The following is a 17,252-nucleotide window of genomic DNA, read 5'->3' as shown; positions in this document are numbered from 1 at the left end:
CTGCACTGGGTACGCCGTGTCCGGCAGGGGCGCCCACGCAGGGTGCGCCGGGTCCAGGAGCGGCGCCCGCGTGGGGTGCGCCATGCCCGGCAGGGGCGCCCACGCAGGGTGCGCCGTATCCGGCAGGGGCTCCCACGCAGGGTGCGCCGGGTCCGGGAACGGCGCCCATGCAGGATGCGCCGTTCTCGGCCGTGTCGCGCACCGGCTCGCCCGCCGGGACGGCGGGTTCGGTGGGCGGCAAGGGAGCAGGGCTCACGGAGATGCGTACTGCCCCGTGCCGGGCCGGACGTGCCGGGGCGGGCGGTGATTCCGCCCGGGCGGCCTACGCGGAGGCGCCGGAATTCACGCGCTCGGACGCGCCGTCGGTGGCCCGCGTCGGACCCGGCACGGAGACGGAGTCGGGACTCGGCACCGGCGCGGTCGGCTCGGTCCCCCGCCTTACCTTGCGGGCCGACATCCACGCATACACGAGCACACCCGCGAAGAGGAACAGCACGCCCTGGTACACCGCCGCGTATCCCGAGCCCGCTACGAGCCACATGGAGAAGCCGAAGGCGGCTGCGGCCAGGACACCGTCGCGGATCAGCCGGGCGCGGTCGACGCGCTCGGACCGGCCGGAGAGCAGGAAGTAGATCTGGGCGGCGGTGGACAGCAGGTACGGGACGGTGGCGGTGAAGGTGGTGACGAGGACGAGGATCTCGAAGACGCCCTCGGTGCCGACCGTGTAGTTGTAGACCGTCAGCAGCGAGGCGAGGACGACGGTGACGATCACACCGACCGTCGGGACGCCGCGCCGCTTCTGGGCGAAGACCTTCGGGAAGAGTCCGTCGCGCGCCGCCGCGTAGGGGGTCTGGGCGCTCAGCAGGGTCCAGCCGTTGAGCGCGCCGAGCATGGAGACAAGGGCCATGCAGGCGATGGCGGTGCCGCCCCACGAGCCTCCGAACATGGCGTTCACGGCGTCCGAGAACGGCGCGGAGGATTCGACGAGCCGGTCGTGCGCGACCGTGCCGAAGACGGCGAGCGTGCCGAGGAGGTAGATCGCGGCGGCGCCCAGGGTGCCGAGGACGCTGGCGCGGCCGACGTTGCGCCGGGGATCGCGGACCTCACCCGCGCTGACGGCCGCCGACTCGACGCCGAGGTAGCTGAAGAGCAGGATCGCGGCGGATGCGGAGACCGCGCCGAGCGCACCGCCCTCGCCGGCCTGGAACGGTCCGAGGTTGGCGCTGTCGAAGAAGAACAGTCCGCCGACGGCGACCAGCAGGAGCGGGACGAACTTGAGGACGGTCGCGACGAGCTGCACCGCCCCCACGTACCGGGTCCCGGCGAGATTGGCGAGCGCCGGCAGCCACTGGAGCGTGAGCGCAGCGGCGATGGTGGCGAGCTTCGACTCGTGGACGGGGACCAGCACGTCGAGGTAGCCGACGGCGGCCACGGCGAGGGCCGCGTTGGAGACCCAGGCGGTGATCCAGTACGACCAGGCCGCGAGGAATCCGGCGAAGTCGCCGAAGGCGGCGCGGGCGTAGACGTACGGGCCGCCGGTCTGCGGGTGGCGGTGGGCGAGCCGGCCGAAGACGAGGGCGAGGGCGATCGCGCCCAGGGTGAGGACGCCGAAGGCGACCAGGCTGATCGTGCCGAAGGGGGCGACGGAGGCGGGGAGCAGGAAGATTCCGCCGCCGATGATGTTGCCCATGACCAGGGCGGTGGCGATCGGTAGTCCGAATCGCCGGGCGTGCTTGGTCTCTTCTGCGGACTGTTCGGACATGGCCGTGCTCATGGGGGGTGGTGCGCCTCTCGTCGTGCAAACCCGACCATGGTCCGGCAGGTGAGACGCCCCACCAAATCAGTTGTTTTTGTCCGGTGCGACGGCATCCTCGACCGGAAGAAACGCTTCCGCATCGCTTGTGGGCGGGGAAATCTCCAGCGGCACCTGCGGCCCCACGCACTCCCGCAGCCAGCGGCGCAGCACCCGGTGGACCTGCTCCGCGCCCACGAGTTCCGCCCCGGCCCCTACCGGCGCGGAGAAGTCCACGGGCGAGAGCAGGAAGGGGCGCGACTGCTCGCCCCCGAGCCCGCCGTGCGAACCGATCTGCTCCTCGAAGGCGTGCACGGTGCCCGTCGCCGGGTCGTACATCGAGTTGACCATGATGTCGGCGACGTGCGGGAACCCGTCCGTGCGCCGTACCGCGTCCGCCGCGCCCCGCCCGAAGACCGCGAGCGGCCCGTCGTCGGCGAGTTCGGCGACCGGCACCTCCGCGCCGTCCCGGCCGAGTACGACCGAACCGTGCTCGGCGCTCGCGACCAGCAGGAAGCCGATGCCGGGGTGGTTGGCGAGGGTGCGCAGCAGCGCGGGGTGACGGCGCTCTATCTCCTCGCGGGTCATCCGGTGCGGCACCCCGGGGAAGGAGATCAGGCCCAGGTTGCCGGAGGCGAGCACGACGGGCCCGGCCTTGTCGGGCACCACTCCCCCGTCCTCGTCCACCGGTCGGTGCAGCGCGCTGCGCAGCGCGTCGCGAGCGGCGTCCCTGGCCTCCGAGCCGCTGCGCGTGCGCCGGACCCGGCGCGGCACGGGCAGCCCGCATCCGGCGCGTACGAGATCCCGCAGGGTGAGCCCGTAGGCGCCCTCGAAGGTCTCGCCGGAGCTCTGGCCGTGGTCGGAGAGGAGCACGATCCGGTACGGGCGGGGCGCGTGCTCGGCGACCTTGGCGATCAGCGCGAGGGTGCGGTCGAGCCGGGCGAGGACGCGGTCGGTGTCGTGGCCGTGCGGGCCGGAGTGGTGGGCCACCTCGTCGTAGGCGACGAGGTCGGCATAGACGGCGGTCCGTCCGGCCAGCATGTCCCCGATGACCGCGGCGACGACGACGTCGCGCTCCACGACGGTGGCGAAGGCCCGGATGAGGGGGTAGGTGCCGCCGCGCGAGACCCTCGGGGTCTCCTTGCGCAGCCGTGCCCTGATCGACTGGACCACCTCGCGCGCGGCCTCGGCGACGAACGAGCCGGCCGTACGGACGGCGTTGGCGGGGTCGGAGAAGTAGGTGAAGTAGCCGGCGCGCGAGCGGTTGCGGCGACCGCGGCGGGCGGCCATCGACAGGACGAGGGCGAGCTGGTCGGCGCCGCCGCTGAAGAGGTTGCCGCGGGAGGCGCCGTCGACGGTGAGCAGCCCGCCGTCCCCGGTCCGCTCGATGGCGCGCCGCTGGAGTTCGACGGCGCTCGCGGGACGGTTGGAGACCATCAGCCGGCCGGTCTCCTTCTCGTACCAGCGGAAGGCGGGCACGTCCTCGTTGGAGCCGTGGAGGATGCCGAGCTGGCTGGCGCCGGTCTGGCTGGACCAGTCGGTGCGCCAGGGGGTGAGCCGGTGGGAGCTGTCGAGCCAGTCGGCGACGGTGGGCATCAGCCCGTCCGCGACGGCGTCGCGGAGCACCCGGTGCCCGACGCCGTCGAGTTGCAGGAAGAGCGTGCCGGGGACGGGTTCGGGACCCCCGGTCACGGCCCGGGGGCGTTTGCGGTCGGCGAGCCGGTAGAGACGACGGCGGTAGGCGTCGTCGTCGCGGACCGCGAGACCGGTGGAGGTGGCCGAGGCGACGGCCGACATCACGGCGGCGACCACGACGGCGGTCTCGGGGTCGGCGGCGCCGCGCCCGTCGGGGATGAGCCAGAGCGCGATCAGCAGCAGGGAGCCGTTGAGGAAGAACACCAACAGGCCGAGGACCAGGGCCGGTACGAGCAGCAGCGCCCGGACGATCACGGGCCACACCAGCGCACCGAGCAGACCGAACGCTCCGGCGCCCCAGGCGGCGGTGAGCGCGGTGCGGGTGACGCTGTCGCCGTCGTCGGACTGGAGTTGGAAGTCGGGCAGCAGTCCGGCCAGGGCGAGCATCGTCAGGGTCGACACCGCCCAGACCACGACCACCCGCACCAGCGCGCTCCCCGCGGTCCGCCAGCGGCCGGCGGTACGCCATCGCCCGTCACCCACGCGTGGTTCACCTTTCGCCCGTTTCCTGCCTCAAGCGTGGCACATCACCCGAGGGCGCGGTCAGGGCGGGAAAGGGCGCGCGTGACAGCGGAGGACGGCACTAACAGCCGTCGTAACCGGCGGTGGGCATGGAGAGGCGGCGGTGCACATCGGCCTTGGCCGCGGCGTCGTACACCGGCTCGTCGAGACCCGCGGTCTCCAGTCGTACGCCCCGTCGCTCGCACTCCGCGAAGAACGCCGGCACATCGGTCAACGCCCGTGCGAGGACCCGTTCGTTCGGGGCGACGAAGAGGTCGACGTGTCCGGCGTCCACATCGGCCCAGAGCGCGGCGTGGTCGGGCCGGATCCCGTAGCAGAGCAGTTGTCTCGACACGACGTAGCCCTTGTGGTGGGCCCAACGGCCGCACATCTCGTGCTGGCTGCGTGTGTCGACCAGGAAGGGGTCGCTGTCGAGTTCCTCGAGCGGGGTGAGGCTGGCGATCGCCGCCACCCGAACGTCGTCCATGGACCGACCCTACTCCGAACCGGCTCGGGCGAGGAGTGCGTCCCCTCCCGGCGCCCCCGGGCCTCACGGTGGCGAGGAGTAGCCACAGGTGTGACAGATCTGCCAGCCGTCCTGGGTCACGGCCAGCACGCCCCCGCAGCGCGGACACTGCGCCGAATGGCAGGTCGTCCCCATCGTGCTCACCACGGCTCCCATCGCCTTGCTCCACGATGGCTACCCCCGCGACCGGCATCGGACGCCCCGCGTCGACCGCTGGGGACATCTACCCTCGGTATCAGCGCATCGACTCGGGCGGAAGGGCGGCGTACCGGTGGAGGTCACCTGGTGGGGTCATGCCACCTGCACGGTCGAGGACTCGGGGGTCCGGTTCCTCACCGACCCGCTGTTCGCCCGCCGGCTCGCGCATCTGCGGCGGCGCCGCGGTGCGCTGCCGCCGCCCGAGGCCGCGGCCGCCGAGGCGGTACTCGTCTCCCATCTGCACGCCGACCATCTGCATCTGCCCTCGCTGGCCCGGCTCGCGCCCGGGACGCGGCTGATCGTTCCGCGCGGCGCACCGGGAGCCGTGGCGGGGCTGCGGAGGCTCGACGGCCGGGGTCTGCGGCTGACGGAGCTGGAGCCGGGCGACGCGGTGACGGTGGAGGGCGTGACCGTACGGGCCGTCCCGGCGCTGCACGACGGCCGACGGCTTCCGGTGGGGCCGCACCGCTCCCCCGCGCTCGGGTACGTCGTCGAGGGTGCGGTGCGGACGTACTTCGCCGGCGACACCGGTCTCTTCGACGGGATGGCCGAGGCGGTCGGCCCGGTGGACGTGGCGCTGCTGCCGGTCGGCGGCTGGGGGCCGTATCTGGGGCACGGACACCTCGACGCGGGGCGGGCGGCGCAGGCGCTCGCGGCGCTCTCCCCCGCGGCGGCGGTGCCGGTGCACTACGGCACGTACTGGCCGATCGGGATGGACGCGATCCGGCCGCACGAGTTCCACGCGCCGGGCGACGAGTTCGTGCGGCACGCGGCGCGGCTCGCGCCGAAGGTGGCGGTGCATCTGCTCGGCCACGGCGAACGGGTGCGGCCCGAGGTCGCCCGGTGATCGATCTGATGGGGGCGGTACGGGATCTGCCGCCCGAGTCGACGCAGCAGGCGGTCGGCTATCCCACGCTGTTCGCACTGGTGGCGCTGGGGTCGCTGGTGCCGGTGGTGCCGACGGGGGCGATCGTCAGCTCGGCGGCCGTGGTCGCCTTCCATCAGACGTCTCCGCTGTCGCTGCTCTTCGTGTTCCTGGTGGCCGCCTTCGCGGCGCTGCTGGGCGATGTGACGCTGTACTGGCTCGGGCAGCGCGGGGTGCGGTCGCGGAACGGTTCGCGGTGGCTGGAGGTGCTGCGCGGCCGGGCGGCCCCCGACCGGCTCGCGCAGGCGCAGGCGAAGCTGGAGACCCACCAGGTGTCGGTGCTCGTGCTGTCGCGGCTGGTGCCGGCCGGGCGGATTCCGGTGATGCTGGCCTGCCTGCTGGCGCAGGTGCCGCTGCGCCGGTTCGTCCGCGGGGACGTGCCGGCCTGTCTGGCGTGGGCGGCGACGTACCAGCTGATCGGAATTCTGGGCGGTTCGCTGTTCCCCGAGCCGTGGCAGGGCGTGCTGGCGGCGGTGGCGCTGACGGTGCTGATCAGCGGGGCTCCCGCGCTGTGGCGGCGGGTACGGCGAACGGGGCGCGGCAGCAGGTCAGGGCGCGAGCACACGTGAGGCGCCGACGGGGAGGTCCCAGAGGTCCTCGCGGCGCAGGCCGGCCCGCGCCCAGGCGGCTCTGACCCGGGTGAGGGGTTCGAGGACCGGCTCCGAGGAGAGGACGAAGGTCGCCCAGTGCATCGGCGCCATCCGCCGTGCCCCGAGGTCCTGGAAGGCGCGGACGGCCTCCTCGGGGTCGGTGTGGACGTCGCTGAGCCACCAGCGCGGGTCGTAGGCGCCGATCGGCAGCAGCGCGAGGTCGATTCCGGGGTGGCGGCGCCCGATCTCGGCGAACCAGTGGCCGTAGCCGGTGTCGCCGGCGAAGTGGACCCGGCGGCCGAAGGGGTCGGTGAGGACCCAGCCGCCCCACAGCGAGCGACAGGTGTCGAGGAGGGTCCGCTTGGACCAGTGGTGGGAGGGGACGAACTCGAAGCGCACACCGTCGAGTTCGGCCGCCTCCCACCAGTCGAGTTCGGTGACCCGGTGGAATCTGCGGCGGGTGAACCAGCGGCCGAGACCGGCGGGGACGAAGACCGGGGTGTCCCGGGGCAGCCGCTTGAGGGTGGGGGCGTCGAGGTGGTCGAAGTGGTTGTGGCTGATGACGACGGCGTCCACCGGCGGCAGGTCCTCCCAGCGCACCCCGACGGGGGTGATCCGGGTCGGGGTGCCGAGGATTCTGCGGGACCAGACGGGGTCGGTGAGGACGGTCAGGCCGCCGACGCGCAGGATCCAGCTGGCGTGGCCGGCCCAGGTGACGGCAAGCGTGTCGGGCCCGGCGGCGGGCAGCGGTCCTGGCGCGAACGGCAGCAGCGGGATGTCGCGCAGACCGTCGGAGCCCGGGCGCACGGCGCCTTCGCGGGCGAGCCGGGCCATGGCGCGGACGCCGGGGAGCGGCGCGGTGAGCCGGTCGGCGAAGGAACGCGGCCAGTCGGCCCTGGTCCGACCGAGGGGCTGGAGGACGGGCGCGGGGAGTGCGGGGGCGGTCCGGCTGTCGGGGGCGGGCAGGCCGTCTGGGGCGGTCCAGCCGTCGGGAGTGCTCCGGCCGTCGGGAGTGCTCCGGCCGTCGGGGGTAGTCCGGCCGTCTGGGGTGGTCCGCGGGGCCTGCGCCGGCCGTGCCGTCTGTTCCGTCATCTGCGAGCTCCGTTCTGCGCAGTTCGTCGAGGACGCGTTACGGGCGTACGGGGTACGAAGTGCCCCCGCCGTCACCGGAGTTCCTCCAGCGCTGCTCCGAAGGCGCTCAACGCGTGGGCCACATGCGGCAATTCCACCGGGTCCCCCGATGCGAGGGACTCCATCCGCTCCTCGTCGGTCGTTCCCAGGAACGCGCCGGTGTCGAACCTCACACGCAGGGCGCCGAGTTCGTCGCCGAAGCGGTGACCGCCGGGGACCGGTGTGCCGAGCCGCTCGCTGAGGTGGTTCTCCAGCTCCATGGAGTCGGTGACGCCTCGGGCGGAGAGCCCCGCCCGGAGCGGCCCCAGGTCGGCGTAGAGGTGGCGGCCGGCCTGCGGGGGCCGGGCCAGGGCGCCGGCGGTGAGGACTGCCCGGTGCACGGCGGTGGCCACGCGCGCGTGGAGGGTGGCGGAGAGGGCGGCGCGTACGGTGACGTCCTCCGGCTCGTCGAGGGCGTGCGCGGCGGCGGGGGCGACCGGGCCCGCGACGAAGGCGCCGAGTGCGGTGAGGATGTCGAGGGTACGGGCGCGGGGGTCGGTGTAGCGGTCGGCCCGTGAGGGGTCGGTGGGCGGGAAGCGGGCCACGGCGCAGGGCCAGGCGGCCGGGGCGAGGGCGCCGGCCAGGTCGTACAGGACGGTGACGTCGTCCGGGCACATCTCGGCGGGGCTGAGGAGGACGGTGTCGTGGCGCCGGTGCAGCGTGTCGCGCCAGGTCTCGTCGCTGATGACGTGCAGCCCCTCGGCGACGGCGGCCTCGCACGCCTCACGGACCAGCTCGGGCGGGGCGACGGTGGCGGTGGGGTCGTCGGCGACGGAGAGCAGCAGCAGCCGGGGGTGCCCGCCCTCGGCGCGGACCCGCCGGACGGTTTCGAGCAGGGCGTACGGGTCGGGGACGCCGCCGCACTCGGCCGGGGTGGGCACGTGATAGGCGGGGCGGCCCAGGAGGCGGGCCTGCGGGGTCCACCAGGCAGGGCAGGGCCGGGGCATCAGCAGGTCGCCGCCGTGGGCGGCGATCAGGGCGAGCAGCAGGGGCTGTGCGCCCGGGGCCGCGACCACGTCCTCGGAGTGGGTGCGCAGGCCGCGCCGCCACCAGTATCCGCTCGCGGCCTCGCGGAGCACGGGCCCGCCGCCGGGCGGTTCGACGGCGGTGCGGTCGGCGGAGGCGGCGAGGATCGCGGCGAGTCCGGGGAGCACGGGCAGACCCGGTTCCGGGGCCGGAGGGCCGTAGCGCACCGGGCCGCGGCCTTCCGGAGCCGTCCGCCTCATCTCCCGCACCTCCTGAAGCACCGGGTCGCGCCCGCACGGCGCCCACAGTGCCCTTTATACGAAGGTTCGGGTCGGTTCGCCGCCTCAGACGACGGCGACCGGGTGTCGCACCACCGCGTGGAAGAGGTAGCCCTGGGTGTTGTGGACGGCCCGCTCGGGCTGGACGTTCCCTGCCGCGTCGGTGGTGCGGGAGAGCAGGGTCGCCGGGCCGGTGCGGCGCGGGCGCCACGGCACGGTCCAGCGGACCCAGCCGTCACGTCGGGGGGCGTCGAGGAGCCGGGCGGGGCGCCATTGCCCGCCGCCGTCGGTCGAGACCTGCACCCTGCGCACGGGTGCGAGTGCGGACCAGGCGCGGCCCGTGAGGTGGTGGACGCGGCCCGCCTCCAGCGTGGCGCCGAAGGGGAGCTCGTACCCGGACTTGAGGGTCTGGCGGGTGATCGGCGCGCTGCCGCCGGGGGGATGTGCGGCACCGAAGAGCCGGTAGTAGTCGGTGGACCAGGGCGAGGAGAGCGGGGTGGTGGAGACCTGGATGTCGCCGAGCCATTTGATGGAGGCGATGCCGACCCAGGACGGAACGACGAGGCGGACCGGGTAACCGTGGTCGTACGGAAGGGGCTCGCCGTTCATCTCGTACGCGAGGATCACGTCGTCGAGTGCCTTGGCCACCGGCAGCGGCCGGCGGACCCGGCCGAGGTTCACGCCCCCGGTGACGTACTCGTCGTCGAGGCCACTCGGCTGTACGTCCACGGCGTCCGCGGCGATCCCGGCGCGGCGCAGCACGTCGGAGAGGCGGGCCCCGCGCCAGCGGGCGGCGCCGACCGCGCCGAGGGTCCACGCGGTGCCGCTGACGGTCTCGCCCTGCTGGCTGGCGTAGAGGCTGCGGCCGTTTCCGGCGCACTCGACCAGGGCCGTCCGGGTGACGGAGGGGAGGTCCCGCAGCTGCCCGTAGGTGAACTGGACGGGGCCACGGCCGTGCAGTCCGTCGCCCCAGAGGGTGAGCCTCCAGGTGGCGGCGTCGAGGACGGGGGTGGAGGTGTGATTGCGGACGAAGAAGCGGTCCGTGGGGGTGAGGAGGCCGGTGTGCGCGAAGGAGTCGAAGCGGGACTCGGCGTTGGTCCCGCGGATCGTGAACAGCTCGGGCGGCAGCTGCTTGACGATGCCCGGCCCGGAGGCTGCCGCCGCGGGGCTGCGGTGGCCGGTCCGCCGAGCATGGAGGCCGCGGGGGCGGCGGCGAGCAGCTTCAGCAGGGACCGGCGGTCCGGCACGGACACGTGGGGCACGTTTCTCCTCGGGTGCGACGGCGGATGCGGGTGCGGCGGGGGGGGGGCGGGGTACGACGGCGTCCGGGGGTACGGCGGCGGCGCGCAGGGGTACGACGAAGGTGGCGGCGGGCCCGATGCTAGGCGGGCGAAAGCCTTCGGAACGGTCTGTTCACGGGTTCGTCATATGAGGGACCGTCAGGTCCGTCGGTCTAGCGCACCAGCACGCGCTCCAGCATCAGTTCGACCGCCGAGACGATCGCGTCCGCGTCGATGCCGGCCTCGTGGAGCTGTTCCTCCGGGGTCGCGGAGAGAGGCATGGAGCGTACGGCGAGTCGTGCCAGACGAGGCATCCCGCCGTGCCCGTTGGCGTACGCCTCGGCGACGGCGTCGCCGAGCCCACCCTCGGGATGGTGGTCCTCCACCGTGAGGACGCAGCCGGTCGTCCCGGCCGCCTGGTCGAGGGTCTCGGTGTCCACCGGCTTGACCGAGTAGAGGTCGATCACCCGGACCGGCAGGCCGTGCTCCGCGAGCCGGTCGGCCGCCTCGAGCGCCTCGTGGACGGTCACCCCGGCCGCGACGACGGTCGCCCGGTCGTCCTCGCCGTGGGTGCGGAGCACCTTGCTCCCGCCGACCGGGAAGTCCTCCTCGGGCCCGTACACGACGGGCGTGCCGCCGCGGGTGGTACGCAGGTAGCGGACGCCCTCGAGGCCGGCCATGGCCACCACCAGTTTCGCCGTCTGGTTGGCGTCGCAGGGGTAGAGCACGGTGCTGCCGTGCACGGCACGCAGCATCGCCAGATCCTCCAGACCCATCTGGCTGGGACCGTCCTGGCCGATGGAGACCCCGGCGTGCGAACCGACGAGGTTGATCCCGGCTCGGCTCACGGCCGCCATCCGGACGAAGTCGTAGGCACGGGTGAGGAACGCGGCGAAGGTCGAGGCGTACGGGACATAGCCGCGCGCCTGGAGCCCGACGGCGGCACCGACGAGCTGCTGCTCGGCGATCCAGCACTCGAAGTAGCGTTCGGGATGGGCCTTCGCGAAGTACTCGGTACGGGTGGAGTCGCCGACCTCGCCGTCGAGCGCGACGATGTCGCCGCGGACCTCGCCGAGGGCCGCGAGGGCGTGCCCGTACGCGTCGCGGGTGGCGACCTTCTCGCCCCGGGTGTACCTCGGGAGCCGCAGCGCGCCGTCCCCTGCCGGACGGGGCACCAGGGCGGCGGGCGGCTCGGTCACCTGGACCCGCAGATCGCTCGGGCCGCCCAGTTCGGCGATGGCGGCCTCGGCGTCCGGGAGCGGTTTGCCGTGCATCCCCTCGCGGTTCTCCACGGCGGCCACGCCCCGGCCCTTGCGGGTGGCGGCGAGGATCGCGGTGGGCCGGCGAACGGTCGTGCGGGCCTCGCGAAGGGCCGCGTCCACGGCTTCGACGTCATGGCCGTCGATCCGCAGGGTGTGCCAGCCGAAGGCTTCGAGGCGGGCGGCGTAGGCGCCCAGGTCGTGCTGGTGGCGGGTGGGGCCGCGCTGGCCCAGCCGGTTGACGTCGACGATCAGGGTGAGGTTGTCCAGGCGGCAGTACGCGGCGTGCTCCACGGCCTCCCAGACGGACCCCTCGGCCATCTCGCTGTCGCCGCTGACGACCCACACCTGGTAAGGGACGCGGTCGAGGAACTTCCCGGCCAGCGCCATCCCGACCCCGATGGGCAGGCCCTGACCCAGTGAGCCGGTGGCCACATCGACCCAGGGCAGCCGGGGCGTGGGGTGGCCTTCGAGGAGGCTTCCCTTGCCGCGGAAGGTGAGCAGCTCGCTCTCGCCGACGACCCCCGCGGCCCGGTACATGGCGTACAGCAGGGGCGAGGCGTGTCCCTTGGAGAGGACGAGCCGGTCGTTGCCCGGGTGGTCCGGGCGGTCGAAGTCGTACCGCAGATGCCGGGCGAGCAGCACGGCGCCGATCTCGGCGGCCGACATCGAGGAGGTCGGGTGCCCGGAGCCGGCCGCGTCGGCCGCGCGTACGGCATCCACGCGGAGCTGCCGGGCGAGCGAGGACATCGTTTCGTACCGCATCACGATCCTTCCTCCACGATCCTTCGCGGCGGCCGGACGGGGTCCATCGATGCGCGTACCCAGGGCGGCGCGGCGTATGCCCCGCGATTCGCGCCGCGTGGCGGGGTGCGGGGCCTGCGATTCCCGTCAACGCGATGCCCACATAGCGAGATTGGCATCTCACCATGCGGCCCGAGCGCGTACCGTGGCCGTACCCACCCAGACGAGGGAGTCCGGTCATGCCCCATGCCTCCGAGCGCACCGCGCCGCACGAGACCGCCGTCTACACCCATGGGCACCACGAGTCGGTGCTGCGCTCGCACAGCTGGCGCACCGCCGCCAACTCCGCGGCCTATCTGATCCCCGAGCTGCGCCCCGGCATGGACGTCCTGGACGTGGGCTGCGGGCCCGGCACCATCACCGCCGACCTGGCCGCGCTGGTGGCCCCCGGTCGGGTGACCGCGGTGGACGCGGCCGAGGACGTCCTGGACAAGGCGCGGGCCACGGCCGCCGAACGGGGCCTGGACAATGTGGAGTTCGCGGTCGCCGACGTCCACGACCTGGACTTCCCGGACGACTCCTTCGATGTCGTCCATGCCCACCAGGTGCTGCAGCACGTCGGCGACCCGGTGCGCGCGCTGCGCGAGATGCGCCGGGTCTGTCGCCCGGGCGGTGTGGTCGCCGCCCGGGACAGCGACTACGGGTCCTTCGCGTGGTACCCGGAGCCGCCGGCCATGAAGGCCTGGCAGGAGCTGTACCGACGGGTCGCTCGGGCCAACGGCGGCGAACCCGACGCCGGACGGCGGCTGTTCGCCTGGGCGCGGCGGGCGGGGTTCACGGACGTGACGACGACGGCCGCCACGTGGTGCTTCGCGACGCCGGACGAGCGGGCGTGGTGGAGCGGTCTGTGGGCGGACCGGACGACGGAGTCCGTGTACGCGAAGCTGGCGGTGGACGGCGGCCACACGACGCCCGACGTGCTGGCCGACGTCTCCGAGGCGTGGCGGGAGTGGGGCCGGCAGGAGGACGCCTGGTTCATGGTCCCCCACGGGGAGATCCTCTGCCGCGTCTTCTGAACCTCAACTAGGCTCGTTCGCATGGAGATTCTGGGAACCACGCTACGTGTCTGCGTCGACGACCTCGATCCGGCCGTGGAGTTCTACGAGCGTCTCACCGGCGCTTCGGCCCTGCGTTTCGAGCGCGGCGGGGTGTCGGTCGCGGCCGTCGGCTGCTTCCTTCTGATGAGCGGACCCGCGGAGGAGCTGGAGGTCCTGCGGAAGGTCGCCGCGACCATCTCCGTCCAGGACGTGGACGCGGCGTTCACCTCGCTGACGGAGGCCGGCGCCAAGATTCTGGCCGGCCCGGTCCCGACCCCGGTGGGCCGCAATCTGATCGCGGTCCACCCGGACGGATCGGTCTTCGAGTACGTGGACCGCCGGACCGCCTGAGACGGCCCGGGTCCCACGGGACGCCTCAGGGACGCATCCGGAACTCGTAGGAGTCCGGGAGCGGTTCGTCGGTCACGGCCGACCACACGTCGCCCAGGATCTCGGCTCCCTCCCGCAGGTCGGGCACCTCGAAGCCCGCGTCGAAGACGGCGCGGGCCTCGGGCTTCCTGCCCTCGGCGAGGAGGAGGCGGGCCTCGATGAAGCGGAACGCGCCGCGTGCGCGGACCGGCGCCGGCAGGCGCTCCCAGAGAGCGCGGGCCGGAGCCACTCGACCGACGGCCAGCAGCGCGGTGACGGCCTCGCGGCCCAGGGTCGCGGTCACCACGGGGTCCACGTCGCCCGGCAGCGTGCCGAAGGCCTCCGCGAAGCGCTCGGCCGCCCGCTCCGGGTGGCCGCCCTCCTCGTCGGCGACCGCCAGGCAGTACAGCAACGGCCAGCACACACCCGCCTGTTGGAGTCCGCGCTCCCAGCTCCGCGCCGCCTGGGCCAGGTCGCCCGCATGCCACTGCGCGATCCCGAGGTGGTACTCGGTGAGCGGTTCCGCGGGCGCGGTCTCCAGCATGTCGCGCCAGTGGGCCGCGACCAGCGACGGCCCGGGGGCGGCCCTGTCCTCCGGAGGCGGCAGGACGCCGGTGCGGAGCAGCTCCAGCCAGGGCTTCTGCTCCTCGCCCAGGGTCGAGGCGGGGAACGGGGTCCCCGGCAGCTCGTGCCCTCCGGCGAGCACTTCCAACGCGCCCCAGCCCGAGCCCGCCGCGAGGACGGTCACCGGTTCGGCGTCGGCCGCGCCGTCGCGCCACGCCGTGTACGCGGCATCGACGGCGGCGCGCGGCAGGGCCTCCTCCAAGTGCCCCTCCACGACCGCGCGGGCCGCCGCCCAGTCCTCGCCGTGCACCACCGCGGGCTCGGCGGACAGGGGCCCGTACGTCTCCAGCCAGCTGAACTCCGTGCCGCCCTCCAGCTCCAGATGCTCCAGCTGGGTGCGGGCGAGTCCGGCCTGGATCTCGGCGTAGCCGGGCGCCCCCGGTTCGGTGAGCCACTCCTGCCAGCGCCGTCCGCCCCGGGCCGAGCCCCAGAGGAACAGCTTGCGTCCGCGCAGCAGGTCCGTGGACGTCTGGACGAGTCCCGTGCCGGTCTCGTCGAGGGCGGCGATCCAGCGCCGTCGTTCCTCGGGAATGTCGTAGAAGTAGTCGGCGGGGAGGGTGCTGCGCAGCGGGTATGTACGGTCCGCCGCCGTGCCCGTGTCGTCCTGGGTGACCGGGACGGGGACGCGGCGCAGGCCGTTCTCGTAGCCGTGGAGCCAGGCCTCGTCGGCGGGGGCGAGGATCCGGCGGTCCTCGGGGACGGCGGTGTTGGACCACCAGTAGACCGGGACGGTCCGCTCGTGCGGGTTGCGGACGCGGACGCCGACGTGAAGGAAGTCGGAGTCCTCGGGCAGCCACAGGTCGACCTGGAAGGGCAGGTCGCGCAGCCGCTCCCACTCCCACAGCCGGAGCATCTCGCCGCCGTCGGGGGCCGGGACGATCGCGGCGTGCACGGGTGCGCAGGAGAGGGTGGTGTGGCCGGTGGCGCCGATGTTCCATTCGATCCCGCCGGCGAACCAGGCGCCGTTGAGGGCGAAGGCGGCGGGCTGGAACACCGGGTTGCGGTGCACCAGTTCGCGTCCGGTGGGCTTGTGGTGCAGGGAGTGGACACGGCCACCGAGGCCCGGGAGCACGGTCGCCCGCAGCCGGTCGTTCTCGATGACGATCGTTTCGAGGGCGGCGGGGGTGCGCTCGCGTCCGTATCCGTCGCGGACCGGGACGGGCAGCAGGCTGCGCAGCGGTGCGTACCCCCACTGGCGTGCCATGTCGCGCGGCAGGCCCTCTCTGACGCGTGCGTCGAGGCGGGCGGTCTCGTGCGCCGCGCCGGGGTTCCGCAGGGCGGGCAACGGGTTGTCCGGGCCCAACGGAGCTGCGGGCAGGGTCAGTACGGCACGTCGTACGGTCGTCATGTCGACCATGGAACACGTCGGGCGCGCTCCTGACCAGGGGCGCCGCTCGTCAGGCTTCGGTCAGTGCGGCCACCACGAGGTCCGTGAGCAGCGCTCCGGCCGTGCCGTCCGGGTCGAGATCGGGGTCGTAGATCGTGACGTTGAGCCCGACGCAGCGTTCGGAGCGGACCAAGGTGCCCAGCAGCGCGGTGAGTTCGTCGGGAAGCAGGCCGTCGGGGTCGGGGCTGTCGACGGCCGGCATCACCGACGGATCGAGGACGTCTGCGTCGAGGTGGACCCAGAAGCCGTCGAGGGCCGGGGTCTCGAAGGCGGTCACGGTGGCGGCGGCGAGCTCGGCCGGGCCCCAGGCGCGCAGTTCGGAGACGGTGACGACGGGCACCTTCAGGGCGCGCAGGTCGACGAGTTCGGGATCGTCGTGGTAGGCGTCGCGGATGCCGAAGAGCCGGACGTCCTCCTCCCGGAGGTAGGGCCCGAGGCCCTCCAGGTCGGTGAGGTCCCGCTGGCCCCGGCCGGTGGCGAGGGCCAGTTCCTCGCCGCCGGCGGCGCCCACCCGGTCGGAGTTGCCGGCGTGGCGGAAGTCCGGGGAGGCGTCGATCGCGGCGAGCCCGTAGCGGCCGAGGCGGCGCAGGGCGAGCGAGGCGCCGAGCTGGATGGAGCAGTCGCCGCCGAGGACGAGCGGGAAGTCCCCGGCCCGTACGTGCCCCTCGATCCGGTCCGCGAGCGTTCGGGTGTACGTGGCGAGGGCGGCCGCGTTGAATACTCCGTCGCCCTCCTGCCAGTCGCCCAGGTCGTAGCGCGGCGGGACGACCACGCCGCCCTCCAGCGCACCGAGTCTCTGCACGATCCTGTTCTCGCGCAGGGCGCCGGCGAGCTTGTAGCAGCCGGGAACGGTGCCGGGGGCCGGTGGACGCAGGCCGAGGTTGGACGGGGCGTCGAGGGCCACGATATTCCGCATGCGCCTCATCCTCGCCGCCGTAGTCTGGATCTTCAATCGACTTCGGTGGACAACGTGAGGACCAGGGGAATGAGCACCCAGCACACCTACCGGGTGATCGTGCGCGGCACGTTCGAGGGCCTGTCGGAGGAGAGCAGGGCGCGGCTGCTCGCCGAGGTCGACGAGCACGGGATGTCGGCGATGAGGTTCACCGCCGAGGGCTCGCTCGCCTACGACAGGACGCTGAAGCACTTCTCGTACCGGCTGATCGTGGTCTCGGACGCGGCGGACGGCGAGGAGATGGCGGCGGCGATCGCCGAGGACCGGGTGGAGACGGCGCTGAAGGAGCGCGGGCACGGTCACGGTGAACTCAGGGCGTCCGTCACGGACATGGACACCATGAAGATCAACTACAAGCGCTGACCGCCCGCCGACTTCGGCGGGCGGCCGGTCAGCGGCGGGCCGAGCGGACCTTCCGGGGACAGGTCTCGCCCTTCCTCACCACACCGATCACGACCGTGGTGCCGCCGTCGAGCGCCACGCCCTCGGCCGGATGCTGGGTGCACACCGTCCAGTTCGACGGCCAGAGCACCCTCCGGTCGCTGCCGCCGACATCATGGACGTCTATGCGGGTGCGGTGGTCGAGCGCCGTGAAGACCTGCCACAGCCCCTTGCCGAGGAAGCCGGGCATCGGCGGGGCGTCCTCCTCGGCCACCGCCTCCTCCCCCGTCGTGAAGGCCACCACCGCGAGCGCGAGCACGGCGCCGGTGGCGATCCGGCCGATCGTGAGGGGCCCGGTGCGGCGGGGCCGGCCCGTGCTCGACGTCTCCTTGGGCCTCATCCCCGGACCTCTCCTCCTCGTACGCGTCCGCCCCCGTGGGACCAGGATGAGGGGATCCGGTCCGCACGGGGGCGGTGGGAGGGGCCGTACGGGTGAGGGTGCGGCCTCGCCCGGG

General features: G+C 73.6%; 14 protein-coding genes and 1 pseudogene. 5 read left to right on the top strand and 10 right to left on the bottom strand.

All coding sequences use genetic code 11. The annotated features are described in order from the left end of the window. Nucleotides 1-322 precede the first annotated feature (322 nt). The 3 genes from ACZ561_RS12610 to ACZ561_RS12600 form a co-directional block, all read right to left on the bottom strand. Complete coding sequence (locus ACZ561_RS12610; RefSeq protein ID WP_470993186.1) at nt 323-1,762, bottom strand: amino acid permease; 1,440 nt, start codon at nt 1,760-1,762, stop codon at nt 323-325. Nucleotides 1,763-1,840: 78 nt separating this feature from the next. Continuing rightward, complete coding sequence (locus ACZ561_RS12605) at nt 1,841-3,970, bottom strand: phage holin family protein (protein WP_470993184.1); 2,130 nt, start codon at nt 3,968-3,970, stop codon at nt 1,841-1,843. 100 nt (nt 3,971-4,070) lie between these two features. Then, on the bottom strand, nt 4,071-4,475 hold the full coding sequence (locus ACZ561_RS12600; RefSeq protein WP_376430611.1) for a recombinase family protein: 405 nt from the start codon (nt 4,473-4,475) through the stop codon (nt 4,071-4,073). A gap of 310 nt (nt 4,476-4,785) precedes the next feature. Between ACZ561_RS12600 and ACZ561_RS12595 the strand changes: the two genes are divergently transcribed. Together ACZ561_RS12595 and ACZ561_RS12590 are read left to right on the top strand one after the other, a co-directional pair. Beyond that, nucleotides 4,786-5,559 carry an MBL fold metallo-hydrolase gene (locus ACZ561_RS12595; protein WP_470993182.1) on the top strand — a complete coding sequence of 258 codons (774 nt, stop codon included), beginning with the start codon at nt 4,786-4,788 and terminating at the stop codon, nt 5,557-5,559. Nucleotides 5,560-5,567: 8 nt separating this feature from the next. Beyond that, nucleotides 5,568-6,206: a DedA family protein gene (locus tag ACZ561_RS12590; protein ID WP_470994409.1), complete on the top strand. Its 639-nt coding sequence runs from the start codon at nt 5,568-5,570 to the stop codon at nt 6,204-6,206. Here ACZ561_RS12590 and ACZ561_RS12585 read toward each other — a convergent pair. The 4 genes and pseudogenes from ACZ561_RS12585 to ACZ561_RS12570 form a co-directional block, all read right to left on the bottom strand. Beyond that, nucleotides 6,186-7,319 (bottom strand): MBL fold metallo-hydrolase, encoded by a 1,134-nt coding sequence (locus ACZ561_RS12585; RefSeq protein WP_470993179.1) that lies wholly within the window; start codon nt 7,317-7,319, stop codon nt 6,186-6,188. The two genes, ACZ561_RS12590 and ACZ561_RS12585, sit on opposite strands and share 21 nt — an antisense overlap. A 71-nt stretch (nt 7,320-7,390) precedes the next feature. Beyond that, a complete protein-coding gene (locus ACZ561_RS12580; protein ID WP_470993176.1) occupies nt 7,391-8,623 on the bottom strand; it encodes an aminotransferase class I/II-fold pyridoxal phosphate-dependent enzyme in 1,233 nt (410 codons plus the stop codon). A gap of 84 nt (nt 8,624-8,707) precedes the next feature. After that, nucleotides 8,708-9,903 (bottom strand): annotated as a pseudogene (locus tag ACZ561_RS12575) (sulfite oxidase). Nucleotides 9,904-10,094: 191 nt separating this feature from the next. Beyond that, complete coding sequence (locus ACZ561_RS12570; protein ID WP_470993173.1) at nt 10,095-11,945, bottom strand: transketolase; 1,851 nt, start codon at nt 11,943-11,945, stop codon at nt 10,095-10,097. Nucleotides 11,946-12,163: 218 nt separating this feature from the next. Between ACZ561_RS12570 and ACZ561_RS12565 the strand changes: the two genes are divergently transcribed. Both ACZ561_RS12565 and ACZ561_RS12560 read left to right on the top strand, forming a co-directional pair. Next, nucleotides 12,164-13,000 (top strand): methyltransferase domain-containing protein, encoded by an 837-nt coding sequence (locus ACZ561_RS12565; RefSeq protein ID WP_470993171.1) that lies wholly within the window; start codon nt 12,164-12,166, stop codon nt 12,998-13,000. Between the two features lie 21 nt (nt 13,001-13,021). Continuing rightward, nucleotides 13,022-13,372, top strand: a complete 351-nt coding sequence (locus ACZ561_RS12560) for a VOC family protein (protein ID WP_470993169.1) — start codon at nt 13,022-13,024, stop codon at nt 13,370-13,372. Nucleotides 13,373-13,397: 25 nt separating this feature from the next. Here ACZ561_RS12560 and ACZ561_RS12555 read toward each other — a convergent pair whose 3' ends face one another. Together ACZ561_RS12555 and ACZ561_RS12550 are read right to left on the bottom strand one after the other, a co-directional pair. Next, complete coding sequence (locus ACZ561_RS12555) at nt 13,398-15,371, bottom strand: DUF5107 domain-containing protein (protein ID WP_470993167.1); 1,974 nt, start codon at nt 15,369-15,371, stop codon at nt 13,398-13,400. 40 nt (nt 15,372-15,411) lie between these two features. Then, nucleotides 15,412-16,317 carry an arginase family protein gene (locus ACZ561_RS12550; RefSeq protein ID WP_470993164.1) on the bottom strand — a complete coding sequence of 302 codons (906 nt, stop codon included), beginning with the start codon at nt 16,315-16,317 and terminating at the stop codon, nt 15,412-15,414. Between the two features lie 69 nt (nt 16,318-16,386). On the opposite strand from ACZ561_RS12550, the gene ACZ561_RS12545 reads away from it, so the two are divergent. Next, nucleotides 16,387-16,719, top strand: a complete 333-nt coding sequence (locus tag ACZ561_RS12545; protein ID WP_470993161.1) for a DUF6204 family protein — start codon at nt 16,387-16,389, stop codon at nt 16,717-16,719. A 28-nt stretch (nt 16,720-16,747) separates the two neighbouring features. On the opposite strand, the gene ACZ561_RS12540 is transcribed toward ACZ561_RS12545, so the two are convergent. Further along, nucleotides 16,748-17,137, bottom strand: coding sequence for a hypothetical protein (locus ACZ561_RS12540; protein WP_470993159.1), 390 nt, complete (start codon nt 17,135-17,137; stop codon nt 16,748-16,750). Nucleotides 17,138-17,252: the final 115 nt, after the last annotated feature.

It is taken from the genome of Streptomyces sp. NPDC039609, from assembly GCF_055596705.1.
This window is presented reverse-complemented; position numbering and strand designations above follow the sequence as displayed.

Excerpts from the sequence above, each read along its gene's own strand:
- ACZ561_RS12610 (WP_470993186.1), bottom strand. The coding sequence starts at position 1,762 with ATGTCCGAACAGTCCGCAGAAGAGACCAAGCACGCCCGGCGATTCGGA.
- ACZ561_RS12600 (WP_376430611.1), bottom strand. The coding sequence starts at position 4,475 with ATGGACGACGTTCGGGTGGCGGCGATCGCCAGCCTCACCCCGCTCGAG.
- ACZ561_RS12590 (WP_470994409.1), top strand. The coding sequence starts at position 5,568 with ATGGGGGCGGTACGGGATCTGCCGCCCGAGTCGACGCAGCAGGCGGTC.
- ACZ561_RS12585 (WP_470993179.1), bottom strand. The coding sequence starts at position 7,319 with ATGACGGAACAGACGGCACGGCCGGCGCAGGCCCCGCGGACCACCCCA.
- ACZ561_RS12580 (WP_470993176.1), bottom strand. The coding sequence starts at position 8,623 with ATGAGGCGGACGGCTCCGGAAGGCCGCGGCCCGGTGCGCTACGGCCCT.
- ACZ561_RS12570 (WP_470993173.1), bottom strand. The coding sequence starts at position 11,945 with ATGCGGTACGAAACGATGTCCTCGCTCGCCCGGCAGCTCCGCGTGGAT.
- ACZ561_RS12565 (WP_470993171.1), top strand. The coding sequence starts at position 12,164 with ATGCCCCATGCCTCCGAGCGCACCGCGCCGCACGAGACCGCCGTCTAC.
- ACZ561_RS12560 (WP_470993169.1), top strand. The coding sequence starts at position 13,022 with ATGGAGATTCTGGGAACCACGCTACGTGTCTGCGTCGACGACCTCGAT.
- ACZ561_RS12555 (WP_470993167.1), bottom strand. The coding sequence starts at position 15,371 with ATGGTCGACATGACGACCGTACGACGTGCCGTACTGACCCTGCCCGCA.
- ACZ561_RS12550 (WP_470993164.1), bottom strand. The coding sequence starts at position 16,317 with ATGCGGAATATCGTGGCCCTCGACGCCCCGTCCAACCTCGGCCTGCGT.
- ACZ561_RS12545 (WP_470993161.1), top strand. The coding sequence starts at position 16,387 with ATGAGCACCCAGCACACCTACCGGGTGATCGTGCGCGGCACGTTCGAG.
- ACZ561_RS12540 (WP_470993159.1), bottom strand. The coding sequence starts at position 17,137 with ATGAGGCCCAAGGAGACGTCGAGCACGGGCCGGCCCCGCCGCACCGGG.